Annotated in this window: 6 protein-coding genes; 5 read left to right on the top strand and 1 reads right to left on the bottom strand. The window is 37.3% G+C overall.

Going from position 1 to position 13,412, the window contains the following annotated elements; genetic code table 11:
• Nucleotides 1-40: 40 nt before the first annotated feature.
• From IGQ45_00945 to IGQ45_00930, 4 genes are all read left to right on the top strand, one after another.
• Entirely contained in the window at nucleotides 41-2,254 is a 2,214-nt protein-coding gene (locus IGQ45_00945) for a polysaccharide biosynthesis tyrosine autokinase (GenBank protein MBF2055792.1), read from the top strand.
• Between the two features lie 237 nt (nucleotides 2,255-2,491).
• Complete coding sequence (locus tag IGQ45_00940) at nucleotides 2,492-5,785, top strand: GAF domain-containing protein (GenBank protein ID MBF2055791.1); 3,294 nt, start codon at nucleotides 2,492-2,494, stop codon at nucleotides 5,783-5,785.
• Between the two features lie 223 nt (nucleotides 5,786-6,008).
• On the top strand, nucleotides 6,009-9,404 hold the full coding sequence (locus IGQ45_00935; protein ID MBF2055790.1) for a GAF domain-containing protein: 3,396 nt from the start codon (nucleotides 6,009-6,011) through the stop codon (nucleotides 9,402-9,404).
• Nucleotides 9,405-9,787: 383 nt separating this feature from the next.
• Nucleotides 9,788-10,549, top strand: coding sequence for an SDR family NAD(P)-dependent oxidoreductase (locus IGQ45_00930; protein ID MBF2055789.1), 762 nt, complete (start codon nucleotides 9,788-9,790; stop codon nucleotides 10,547-10,549).
• An 11-nt stretch (nucleotides 10,550-10,560) separates the two neighbouring features.
• Here the strand turns inward: IGQ45_00930 and IGQ45_00925 are convergent, their stop codons facing one another.
• Nucleotides 10,561-11,490, bottom strand: a complete 930-nt coding sequence (locus IGQ45_00925; protein ID MBF2055788.1) for a glutathione S-transferase C-terminal domain-containing protein — start codon at nucleotides 11,488-11,490, stop codon at nucleotides 10,561-10,563.
• 290 nt (nucleotides 11,491-11,780) lie between these two features.
• Here IGQ45_00925 and IGQ45_00920 point away from each other — a divergent pair, with 290 nt between their 5' ends.
• The gene (locus IGQ45_00920; GenBank protein MBF2055787.1) at nucleotides 11,781-13,373 is read left to right on the top strand and encodes an MFS transporter; all 1,593 of its coding nucleotides are present in this window, start codon (nucleotides 11,781-11,783) and stop codon (nucleotides 13,371-13,373) included.
• Nucleotides 13,374-13,412: the final 39 nt, after the last annotated feature.

Below are 13,412 nucleotides of genomic sequence, written 5' to 3'. Positions count from 1 at the left end.
CACAAACCTTTATTATCAATCAGTTCAGTAACTACTCATAATGGAAGATTTAATTCTATATCTAAAAATTCTTCGCCGTCGTTGGTTTCCTGCCAGTATTGTTTTTATTGCGGTAGTGTTACTAGGCTTCCAAAAAGCAGCCACTCAAGTGGACGTTTATCGAGCCACCGGCAAACTTTTATTTCCCAATAACCGTGGTGGCGGTAATATAGCTGATATTCTTGCCCTCAATCAAAAAAGAAGTAACGTTGCTAACGATTTGGAATTGATTAATTCTGAACTACTTGCCCAAAGAGTAATAAAAGATTTACAACTAGATCAACAACAAGATGAAGAAGAACTAGATATACTTAAAAACATTAATATTACTAATATTAGAGATACAGAGATTATTGAATTATCTTATGAAGATGAAGACCCTCTTCTGGCCGCTCAAATCGTTAACAGTTGGATGGATAATTATCTTGCCATTGATTTAGAAAGAAATTTACAAGAAAATCGCAACGTAGCTACTTTTCTCGAACAACAACTACCCAAAAGCCAAGAATCATTAGAATTAGTCACAGAAGAATTAAAAGAATTTAAGCAATCCAATCGTATTTTAGACATTCAAGCCGAAGCTAGTTCCACTGTGCAAATTATTGGCGAGTTGGATAAACAAATGGCTACCACTAAAACGGAATTATCCGCCCTCAGAGCAAAACAACAATCCCTACAAGAAATTTTCCAAGTGGATTCGAGGAGCGCTGTAGTTTCTAGTTTTATTAATGAATCCCCCGTAGCTGGTAGCTTATTAAAAGAATTGCAAACCCTCAAAGCGAAAATTGAAACAGAAAAAGTCCGTTTTGGTGATCAACATCCCCAAATTATTGCACTACAAAGAGAAGAAGAAGTATTAAGAGAACAATTACAAAATCAAATAGATAACACCTTTGTCAGTCAAACTCAAGATAATACCAACGTCAATATTGATGCCATTGTGCAACCCGGACAAACCCAAACTCGATTATTAGAAGAGTATGCTGATACCGAAAGACAAATACAAAGCCTAGAAGCTCAACTGGTATCCTTAGAAAACTTAATTGATGATTACCGTCAAAGAGTTAATCAGTTACCAGAATTAGAGTTTAAAAACCAACAACTACAAAGAGATATTGAAGTCAGAGAAAATTTAGTGCGAAACTTGGTACAAAACTATCAGGATGTACAAATTTCTCTGAGTAAGACCCAGGGCAATATTCAATTGGTAGAAAGGGCATTAGTTCCCGATACTCCTATACCAAGTCGAAAACTACTCTACATCGCTCAATCCTTCATTGGTGGTGTCATTTTAGCTTCCATTGTTGCTCTAATTTTAGATAAATTAGATAAAGGTCTCAAAAGTTCTGAAAGTGTTAAGAAAGTATTACCTCAAACTATCTTAGCTAGGGTTAACAATTTTTCTGAGGTTTTAGGCAAAGATAGCACAACTCAAATACCTGCCAGAGACCATTCTAACTCGGTAATTGCTGAGGAATATCGACAGTTATATACTACCCTCAGTTTTATGAGTACCGAAAAACAAGCACTAAATGTCATTACCATTTCTAGTTCTGTACCCGGGGAGGGGAAATCCACTACTGCGGCCAATTTGGCTACCGTTGCTGCCGAAATTTTAAATCCTCAAGATGACTCGGCGGAGGGCGCTAAAAAAGTGCTTTTAATTGAAGGGGATATGCGTAAACCATCTCAAAAAGTCATTTGGAATTATCAAGCAGAAAAAGGTTTAAATCAATATCTACAGAGTAACGGTCGTATTCCTTTTGAGCAGTTATTAGTTAGTGGTCAAGATATTTTGGGTATCGAAAATTTAGATATTTTTCCGGCGGGGGGACATAATAATAACCCGGTGGGTTTAATCGGTTCTCCCCAAATGCTTAATTTTATTCAGGAACAAAGAAAAAATTATGCTTTGATTATTATTGACGCACCACCTTTGACTGTGGCGGCGGATGCTCAGTTGTTTGCGAGGATGAGTGACGCTATGTTAATGGTAATTCGTCAAGGTAAAGCTACTTTGCCTCTTTTGAAAGCTAGTCGAGAGATTATCGAACAGGCTAATATTAATGTGGCTGGATTAATTCTTAACTGCTTTAATCGCAAAGATGAGGGATATGGTTACGGCTATGGTTATAAATCTGGTTACAAAAAAAATTATGGCTACGGTTATACCTATGGTTATGGTCACAATAATGAAGAAAGTAAAAAATCATAGTCATGGACAATGGATAATTAGGGTTTACGAAAAGAAAAGGGGAAATGTATCAAAATTCCTAAATTTTCCTAAAAGTGTGTAAGTCTTGATTGTTAATGAAAAAATACCTTCACCAAGAATCAATTAAGCTAGAATAGTTGGGTAGATAAAGATTTATGATTACTTACTCAACACCCGAAGCAGTGTAGGTATAAATACTTAACATAGATTAGCAAAAATAGCCAAGAGGTAGATTCGATGACCCAGACTTCCCCAAAACCCACTCCTCAAGTTAATAATTCACAGAGCAAAAATCTAGAACAACTGAATGGTTCTTCCTCTGTGACCAAAATATCTTCTAGTCCAGTATTAAACCAAGCTGGTAATACTTTTAAAAGTTGGTGGCAAAAACAAAATTTGAAGAATAAAGCCACCATCACAGCGATTTTGATGGGGGTAGTGCCTTCGGTGGTAGTGGGAAGTATTGCTTATCTTTCTACTAATGCCCAGTTTAGAAATCAAGTTGATTTACAGTTGGCACAAACTGCCTCCAGTGTCACGAGAGAGTTAGAAACTTATTTAAACTCACGATTAGAAAATATTGAAGCCATTAGTCAGTTAGATGTTTTTACTATTAGGACTTTTAGAGGAGCGCCCGTCACCGAAGCAGATCAACAGGCATACCTAGATAACTATTTACAAATTTATCCTGATTTCGATAGTATCGGCGTATTTAACCTGCGTGGTGATTTAGTGCTAACTACGGAGGGGAGAGACTTTGGCAACCAGTTTACTCAGGGTTATTTTAGCGAAGTAATTAACCAAAAAAGTAGCAAAATTAGTTCTTTAATTCAAAGAAATGGTGAAAGTTATTTATATATGGCTTCACCCATTTTGAATGCTAGTCAGGAAGTAACCGCAGTGGTAGTCGGTTCTATTCCCGTCACCGGTATTGCTAACTTATTTGGTTACATCGGAAATAATCAACAGGATTTTTATATTGTTAACAGTGAAAATCAGATTATTATTAGTTCAGAAACTGAATTAGTGGGTACTACCATAGAAGAAGTAATTCCCCAAACCCGTAATATTCTTGGTGGTAACACCGTAGCGGATGTCAGTGAAGTATTAGAAGGAAGAAAAAATAACGAGGAGATTTTATTTGCTCTAAATACTTGGCAACAAGATCAAGAACAAAGAATTTGGAAAACTTTAATTACCATTGATAGTGGTACAGCCTTTGCCTATAAAAGTGCTTTGTTGGGATGGTTATTCACTGGGGTAGTGGTGACGGGCGCTGCGGTGGCAGTTGCTTCCTTGCTTCTAGCTGGAAAAGCTACTGACCCCATTACCAAAATGTCTCGAGCTGTGAAAAAAATTGGTCAAGGAGAATTAGATCAACAAATTGCTGTTGATGGGGATGACGAGATTGCACAGTTAGGGGAAAATGTCAACCAAATGACTTCCCAACTGCGGAATTTGATTCAGGAACAACAAATGTTTGCTTCTCAGTCGAACTTGCTGAAAAATATTACCCTTGAAATGACCAAAGCCTTTGAAGTTAATGAGGTGTTCAATATTGCTGTTAACGAAATTCGTCAAGCGCTAGGTTCTGATCGAGTCATTGTCTATACTTTCAATGAAAATTGGCAAGGGACAGTAATTGCTGAATCAGTAGATCGGAACTACCCACGCGCGCTGGGGGCTCAAATTCATGATCCCTGTTTTGAAGGAAAATACGTTGATAAATATCTCAATGGTCGGGTACAAGCTACCAACGACATCTACAATGCCGGTTTAACAGATTGTCATCTCAAGCAGTTGGAACCCTTTGCTGTCAAAGCCAATTTAGTAGCGCCCGTCGTCGTAGAAGGAAAACTATTAGGACTATTGATTGCTCATCAGTGTTCTAGCCCCAGAAATTGGCGCCCTAATGAAATCGACTTTTTCACCCAAACAGCTACTCAAATGGGTCCAGCTTTAGAACGGGTAATGTTGATTCAAAACCAGCAGTTAGACGGTTTCTTATCAGTCAAATTAAAAGACATCAGTTTCAAAATTGCTGAATCTCTCAATCAAGAAAAAGTTTTCGAGGTAACCACCGCTAAAACCAGAGAAGCCTTGAGAACGGATCGAGTGATTATCTATACTTTTGATCAAGATTGGAAAGGTACTATTATTGCCGAATCTGTCGATCCACAGTTTCCCCAAGCCTTGGGTGCTATGATTAAAGACCCTTGTTTTGCTGATAAGTATGTGGACAAATACAAACAAGGTCGAGTCCAAGCCACACCGAATATTTACACCGCTGGGCTGACGAAATGCCATATTGAGCAGTTAGAACCCTTTGCAGTGAAAGCAAACTTAGTAACACCAGTAATTGTGGATAATAACCTTTTAGGTTTATTAATTGCTCACCAATGTTCCGGACCTCGTCAGTGGACAGAATCAGAATCCAGCTTTATTTCTCAGTTAGCCACTCAAATTGGACCAGCTTTAGAACGTATCCAGTTATTGGAAAGACAAAGAGCTTCAGAATTAGAGCAAAGACAAGAGAAAGAAAGAATCCAGCAAAGGGCATTAGAACTCTTAATGCAGGTTGACCCCGTATCTCAAGGGGATTTGACCATTCGTGCCACAGTAACGGAAGATGAAATTGGTACTATCGCTGACTCATACAATGCGACCATTGAAAGTTTGAGAAAAATCGTAACTCAAGTACAAGGTGGTACTCGTGCGGTAACGGAGGTAGTTAGTGAACAGGAAGCAGTTATTGCTAACTTGGCAATAGAAATTCTCCGTCAGTCTGATGATATTAACGTAGCATTAGAACGGGTTCAATCTTTGTCCTTCTCAGCGCGCCTCGTCCTCGATAACGCCGAACAAGCTGAACAAGCAGTATTACAAGCCAATCGCAGTGTAGAAGAAGGGGAATTAGCGATGAATCGTACGGTTGATGGTATTTTAGCCATTCGAGAAACCGTAGCAGAAACCGCCAAAAAAGTAAAACGATTAGGGGAATCAACCCAAAAAATTTCTAAAGTTGTGAACCTGATTGGTAGTTTTGCCGATCAAACCAACCTATTAGCGTTAAACGCATCCATTGAGGCGGCGCACGCCGGGGAAGAAGGTCGAGGTTTTGCGGTAGTTGCGGAGGAAGTGCGCTCACTGGCGCGCCAGTCAGCAGAAGCGACATCGGATATTGAAAAAGTAGTAGCTGAGATTCAACAGGAAACCAATGAAGTAGTAAAAGCTATGGAATTTGGTACAGAACAGGTAGTAGAAGGTACAAGGTTAGTAGAAGAAACTCGAGCATCCTTGACCCAAATTACCGCAGCCTCAGCCCAAATTAACCAATTAGTAACTACCATCGCCTCGGCGGCGGCAGAACAGTCTCAGACATCAGACGAAATCACGGAAACCATGGCAGATGTTGCCACCATTGCCAGTGAAACTTCTACGGCGGTGGAAGACGTAGCACGCAAATTCCGTAAATTATTGAAAGTTTCTGAAAATTTACAAGAAAGTGTCAGTAAATTTAAAGTTAGTTAGAAGAATTATGAATTATGAATAATCATCATCTAATCTTAGTTCAATTTATTGAACGATACCTAATAGCCGTGTAATTCATTACACGGTGGGGAAATTGCGAAGCTATTAAGGGTTAAAACTCTATAAGGGTTAAAACTCTATAAGGGTTAAAACTCTATAAGGGTTGAATAATATTCAACCCCTACGAACCAATAAAATTACGCTGTTATCAACGCCAAGAAAAATGACACAAGCGCCCGAAAAACCTAGATTAAATCTCAATCGTGTAACAACCCAAAAAATTGACCGAACTCCGATTGTTACCCCCCCTCCGAGTCAAGCACCAGAAGAACCTCAAAAAGAACTAGGTCCAGTGGTGCAATGGTTCTACAACCTTTCCTTAAGACAAAAACAGTTATTGGTATTGGTGACTGCTCAAGCGTTAGCCATTGCCTCTCTGGTGGGGGTAGGTGTAACCCAAACCATCCGAGGAGGAAGACAACAGTTAGCCAAACAATCAGCATCTGAGTTAAAGGCATCAGCAGTTAATTATGATATAAAAATTGATCAAATGAGTTTTGGTTTTCGTGGTCAATCCGATAACTCAGCTATTATTAACACTGCTTTAACTAAATTTAATGGACAAAATCCCTCCATAGACCAGTTGAGGGTAGCGCGCCAAATTCTTTTAAACGAAATTAATGCTAGAAATATCGAATATGCTACTTTGGTAGGTATAGATAAACGTATTATTGTTAATGGTAATGCTAGTAACCGTCAGGGAGAAATTTTTGACCCCCAAGGATTAGTAACAAGGGCAATCGAAAGTAATCAACAAATTCGGATCAGTGAGTTGGTATCTTGGGATGAATTACAAAGGGAAAATCCCCTGAATCTCAGACTTTTTCAACCGGGTAGCGATGCTTTAATTCGTTATGTGGTGACTCCAGTGGTAGTTCCTAATACTAATCGAGTTATTGGGGCGCTGGTAGCTGGTGATGTCATTAATGGTAAATATAGTGTGGTGGAAACTACTGTAAATGAGTTTAACGGTGGTTATTCAGCAATTTACAAATTATTAGATAATGGACAATTTCAGTTAGCCAGCGCCTCTCACGAACATAATGAAGAATTGGAATATGATGAACCTTTAGCCGATGAAGGTATATTGCGGAGGGCGCTGGAAAATGAAGGCGAAATTGTTTTCACCAGAACTAATTTAGCAGAAGAAGACGATATTTACACAGTAAGCGCCCGTGCCATTATCAACAGTTTAGATGAACCCGTAGGGGTATTGGTGCGCGGTACACCAGAGACAGAATTAAACTCGATTTTGCGCAATAGTGTGACTTTACAATCACAAGTTGCGGTGGCAGTTGTTGCCTTAAACCTAATTTTTATTGTCATTTTAGGAAGGGCAATCGCTCGTAGAATTGAAAATTTACAAAGAGCAACGGAAAAATTTGCCGAGGGAGACTATAGGGAGAAAATTAATATTTTAGGGGATGATGAAATTGGTAAACTAGGTAGAGCTTTTAACCAGTTAGCTGATAACATCGCTGAAAACCAAGAGATGTTAATGTTAGATAACGACAAAGCGGTGTTATTACAAGAAATTACAGGGGCGAAAACCCTAGATGAAACTGACGTGGATCAGGTATTTAACCGCGCTTTAGCTAAAGCTCAAGCCATTTTAAAAGTGGATCGGGTGGTTATTTATCGTTTTAAACCGGATTGGAGTGGTTATATTTCTAATGAAGCTGGTAGCGTCCGATTCCCTAGCGCCCTTGAAGAAGAAATTAACGATCCTTGTATTCCTTTAGAATTAAGGGAAGCCTACATCAATGGTCGAGTTGTACCTACTGAAAATGTCTATGAAGCTGGATTTGCACCTGAACACGAAGCCTTGATGCACAGATTGCAAATTAAATCAAATTTAGTAGTGCCGATTATCAGTCAGGGACAATTATTCGCTTTATTTATCGCCCACCATTGTGAAAATTACCATCAGTGGGAGGATAAAGAAATTACCTTTATGGGACAACTTGCCCTGCGTTTTGGGGTGATTTTGGACAGGGTTAACCTGTTGAAAGGTCAAATCCTTAGTGCGAGAAGATCAGATCAGCTCAAAGAATTAACTCTTTCTATTGCGTCTAAAAGTAGTCGTCAGCAATTATTAAATCAAATCGTAGCGGAAGTTCGACCGGTGATGGGCGCTGACCGTACCATTGTTTATGAATTTGACGAAACTTGGAAGGGTACAATTACCGCTGAATCAGTAGTACAAGGCTATCCACAGGCTTTGGGCGCTACTGTTGCTGATCCTTGTTTTGCAGATCGTTATGTGGAAAAATACTTGCAAGGGCGCGTACAGGCTACCCCCAATATTTATCAAGCTGGATTAACGGAATGTCACCTTAAACAACTTGAGCCGTTTAAAGTGATCGCCAACTTAGTATCGCCCATCATCGTTAATCAGAATTTGATGGGATTATTAATTTGTCATCAATGCTCAGGACCGAGAAATTGGGAAAAAGGAGAAGTGGAGATTTTTGGACAAATTGCCACTCAAGTGGGTTTAGGTTTGGAAAGGGTGCAGTTAGTAGAAACTCAGCGAAACTCAGAGCAAGAACAAAGAGAGGCAAGGGAGTTATTACAAAAACGAGCTTTAGACCTCTTAATGCAGGTTGATCCAGTTTCTGATGGTGATTTGACCATTCGAGCCACGGTGACGGAAGATGAAATCGGCACTATTGCTGACTCTTACAATGCCACCATTGAAAACTTGCGTAAAATTGTATCTCAGGTACAAACGGCGGCGCTTTCTGTAACGGAAACTACTACCATTAACGAAAGTGATGTTAAGGTCTTACAAGGAGAAATCAGGGAACAGGTAGAAAATATCAGCCAAGCCTTAGCTACTATTGACGCTATGAGTCGTTCTAGTAATATGGTGGCGGAAAGTGCTGAACAGGCAGAAGAAGCCCTGCAAAAAGCCCAAGAGAGCGTAGAAATGGGGGACCTCGCCATGAACCGGACGGTTAAATCTATTCTCGATATTCGGACTACGGTGCAACAGGCAGCCAAACAGGTGAAAAAGTTAGGGGATACGACCCAAAATATTTCCAATGTGGTATCTCTCATCGGGCGCTTTGCTGCTCAAACTCACCTTTTGGCTTTGAAAGCCTCCATCGAGGCGGCGCGCGCCGGGGAGCAAGGAACAGGGTTTGCGGTAATTGCTGAAGAGGTGAGGGCGCTGGCGAGTCAATCAGCATCAGCAACGGCTGATATTGAAAAGCTAGTTAGTGAAATTATCTCAGAAACCAAAAGCGTAGTAACGGCGATGGAACAAGGTAACGAGCAGGTGGTAGAAGGTAGTAAACTGGTGGAGGAAACGCGCCAAAGTTTGAACCAAATCACGGCGGCTACTTTACAGATTAACGAATTGGTAGAAGTGATTGCGGCTGCTGCTTTTGAGCAGTCGGAAAACTCGGAAAGCGTGGGCGAAAAAATGTCTGATGTGGCACGAGTTGCGGAAAAAACTACTGTTTCGGTAACTAAATTATCTGATTCTTTCGGGCAATTATTACAAGTTGCTCAACAGTTAGAATCTAACGTGGCACGATTTAAAGTTAGTTAGTCAAACTGAATGAATGTCGATATTACAATCTTTTGCCTTCACCCCCTACCCCTCTCCCATAGCAGGGGATTTTCAAAGTCGAACCAAAAATCTAAATTTTGGAAGGGGAAGCAGAGGAAGCACGGGAGAAAGGGAGATTTTTTACTAATAGTTAATTTATTTCTAGTTAAAAACCTCTAAGTTTCAGACTATTAGCTAGTTTGAGAAACTAACAATTTTGAGAATGAAAATGCCCCTCTCCCATAGGAGAGGGGGGTAATATTTGATAATATTTGTAAGTGATTAAACAGACTTGATATTATAAGACAAGGGGTTTAAACCCCTTGTTATCAAAATTTAATTATTGACAATCTCACAACTCAGATAAGATTGCTATTGTTTTTATGGATAACTCTAAAACAAAAAATGTGTTGATAGTTGGCGCAACTCAAGGTATTGGTTTTGGCTTTGTGCAACAGTTAATTAATGATTCTCACATTAACAAAATTTATGCTACTTATAGAAATACTAATAACGCTAGTCAATTATTAGCTATGGCAAATAATTTTCCTGATAAATTACAATGTTTGCAGGGAGATGTTACCCAAGAATCTAATATAATCAATATTATTGAAAGTATTAAAACAGATACTAATAACTTGCATTTAGTTATTAATTGTGTTGGTGTTTTGCATGAAGATAATTTGCAACCAGAAAAGAGCTTAAAATATATCAATACTGAAAATTTATTGCGTTATTTTACCGTTAATAGTATTCCTACGGTACTATTTGCTAAACATTTATTACCTTTATTTAAACATCAAGAAGGAAGCATTTTTGCTTGTATTTCAGCTAAAGTTGGTAGCATTGAAGATAATCGCTTAGGTGGTTGGTATGGTTATCGCGCTTCAAAATCTGCTCTAAATATGTTTATCAAAAATATTTCTATTGAATATAGTCGAGTGAGTAAAAAAACCATTGTTGTGGCGTTACATCCGGGTACAACTGATACTAATTTATCTCAACCATTCCAAAATAATGTCCCCCCCGAAAAGTTATTTTCGGTGCAACGTTGCACTCAACAATTATTAACAATAATTAATAATTTAACTATAGATGATCATGGTAAATTTTTTAGTTGGGAGGGCGCTGTTTTACCTTGGTAATCTTTTTTTATTTAGGATGTTGTTAGAGGAATTATCCCGCTAGGATTAAGAGGAAAAAGGTTATGATAATAGTCTTCCTTAATCTTTTTTATATCATAGGTATTTTTAATTTTTGGTAAGTTATTAATATCTTCAAGATAACGGTTTAAATTGGTATAGTCTTTGATTCTTTTGAGGCTACATTTAAAGAGATGGAAATAAACACTATCAAAGCGAATTAAGGTAGTAAACAAGCGCACGTCACCTAAGGTTAAGTCATCCCCACATAAATAACGATTATCGGCTAAATGTAAGTCGATTTCATCAAGGGTTGTAAATAATCCTAAACAGGCTTTTTCATAAGCTGATTGAGTTTGAGCAAATCCACAACGATAAACACCATTATTAATATAATGATAAATTTTTTTATTCCATAAATCTATTTGTTCTTGTAAATTTTGAGGGTAAAGATCGATTTTTTTTTGATTACTAAATTGATTAAATTTTTCATTCAAAATAATAATAATATCTGCACTTTCATTGTTAATGATTTTTTTAGTTTTTTTGTCCCATAAAACAGGCACCGTACAGCGCCCCTCATAACTAGGCTCGGCTAACTGGTATAATTCCTTGAGGGTGCGACAATTTTCCGATACTTCCTGCATTATCCATCCCCCCTCATTCACCGAAGGCACTAGCAAATTAACCTCGATGACATCCTCTAAATCTTTTAGCGCCCTTACCATTAAAGTGCGATGCGCCCAAGGGCAAGTTATGCCACCATACAAAGTGTAACGATTAGCTTCTATTTCCTTAACCTGATGACGAAAATGGGATGAAGGGCGCTGATAATTGCCAGTATCGTCGGAGGGCGCTAAGTTCGACATCATCAACCGCCAGAAATTATACCATACCCATTTACCAGTCATAATCACAGGAGATTTAAAAAAAAATTGTTTCATCTTCAGCAAACTAAATTATGATTAATAATTAATTTATAAAAGTCCTATTATAGCAATTATCAATTATAGTTTTTCTACATTAGCTATGATAAATCAATAAAAAATAATTCTTATCAATACTGTATTATAGACATTAATATTAAAACTTATTTTTTTCTAAATTAAGTAATAGTTTTCCATGCTAAAAGTAGAAAAATTATTGATCATTTATAATTTAATCAACCAATTTTAAAAGATTAATTTTTTATATTAAAAAGGAAAAACTGTAATTATTAAACAATAAAAAAATAATGGAAAATCAAGAAAAATCAGCAGAAAAACTATATTTAACCACTAAAATTGCCTTTGGTGCCGGAGATATTGCCAGCGCCCTCACCGCCAATTTATTAGTATTCTTTTTATTACCATTTTTGACCAATGTAGCTGGTTTAACTGCTAGTTTAGCAGGTAGTGTTTTAATGATCGGCAAAATCGCTGATGCTATTAATGATCCAATTATTGGTATTTTAAGTGATCGCACTTCCACTAAATGGGGAAGAAGAATGCCCTGGATTATTTTAGCAACAATACCATTTGGATTAAGTTTTTTTCTACAGTGGATCGTACCAAATTTTAACCAAATTTTTCTATTTATTTATTATGTGATAATAGGTATAATTTTTAATATATTTTATACAGCAGTAAATCTACCTTATCAAGCCCTTACTCCAGAGTTAACTATTGATTATAATGAGCGCACTTCCCTGAATAGTTTTCGTTTTAGTTTTTCTATTGGCGCTAGTATTCTTTCATTAATTTTAGCTCAAATAATCTTTCAAGTTTATCAAGATAGCGATCAAGAAAAATATATTATTCTTGGTTTAATTTCTAGTTTAATCAGTATAATTTCATTATTATGGTGTCCATTACAGTTAAGAGAAAGAGGATACCAACCATTTTTATCCCCAAAAAATAAAACAATTTTTGGCTTAATTTTACTGTCTATTGCGACTATTTTATTAATAGTTAGTGTAACTAATTTATTAACTAACTCTAATAGTCAAACTATTTTCAATAGCATAATCAGTCTGTTTTTTATGATTTTACTTACTACTATGTCATGGACTTTAATTAAAGGAAAAACAGAAAAACATTTATTAACGCAATCTTTAATACAAGGAGACAATGAAGAAAATATCCCTTTTTTTGAACAATTAAAAATTGCTTTGCAAAATAAGCCTTTTTTATATGTAATTGGTATCTATTTATGTTCATGGTTAGCAGTACAATTAACCGCTTCAATTTTACTGTTTTTCGTAGTAAATTGGATGGGAATGCCAGAGGCATCGTTTCCCCAAGTCGCTATTGCTGTGCAAGGTACAGCTTTAGTAATGTTATTTGTATGGCAATTAATCAGCAAAAAATTAGATAAAAAAATCGTCTATTTTTTAGGTTCAATAATCTGGATTATTGCTGAAATAGGTTTATTTTTAGTGCAACCGGGGCAGACTGGTTTATTATATTTTTTAGCAATTTTAGCAGGTTGTGGAGTATCAGTAGCTTATCTGATTCCTTGGTCAATGATACCTGATGTTATTGATTTAGACCAGTTAAATACAGGAAAAAGACGAGAAGGAATCTTTTATGGTTTTATGGTTTTATTACAAAAAATGGGTTTAGCTTTAGGGTTATTTTTAGTAGGAATTGCACTTGATTTATCAGGATTTTTGCGCACAATACCGGGGGAAGAAATCCCCACCCAACCCCCCAGCGCCCTCCTCGCCATCCGTTTAGTAGTGAGTATTTTACCGGCACTGGTATTAGTTATCGGGATGGTTTTAGCTTACTTTTACCCCATTACCAAAGAATATCACCAAGAAATTAGAAATCAACTAGAAAAATAAGGAAAAAAAAAGGGTTGAACGAATATTGTTCAACCCATT

Origin of the sequence: Cyanobacterium sp. T60_A2020_053 (assembly GCA_015272165.1) — a bacterium.
Classification (GTDB): domain Bacteria; phylum Cyanobacteriota; class Cyanobacteriia; order Cyanobacteriales; family Cyanobacteriaceae; genus Cyanobacterium.
This window is presented reverse-complemented; position numbering and strand designations above follow the sequence as displayed.

Bases quoted from the DNA above. Each gene is read 5' to 3' on its own strand.
- IGQ45_00945 (MBF2055792.1), top strand. From the start codon at position 41: ATGGAAGATTTAATTCTATATCTAAAAATTCTTCGCCGTCGTTGGTTT.
- IGQ45_00940 (MBF2055791.1), top strand. From the start codon at position 2,492: ATGACCCAGACTTCCCCAAAACCCACTCCTCAAGTTAATAATTCACAG.
- IGQ45_00935 (MBF2055790.1), top strand. From the start codon at position 6,009: ATGACACAAGCGCCCGAAAAACCTAGATTAAATCTCAATCGTGTAACA.
- IGQ45_00930 (MBF2055789.1), top strand. From the start codon at position 9,788: ATGGATAACTCTAAAACAAAAAATGTGTTGATAGTTGGCGCAACTCAA.
- IGQ45_00925 (MBF2055788.1), bottom strand. From the start codon at position 11,490: ATGAAACAATTTTTTTTTAAATCTCCTGTGATTATGACTGGTAAATGG.
- IGQ45_00920 (MBF2055787.1), top strand. From the start codon at position 11,781: ATGGAAAATCAAGAAAAATCAGCAGAAAAACTATATTTAACCACTAAA.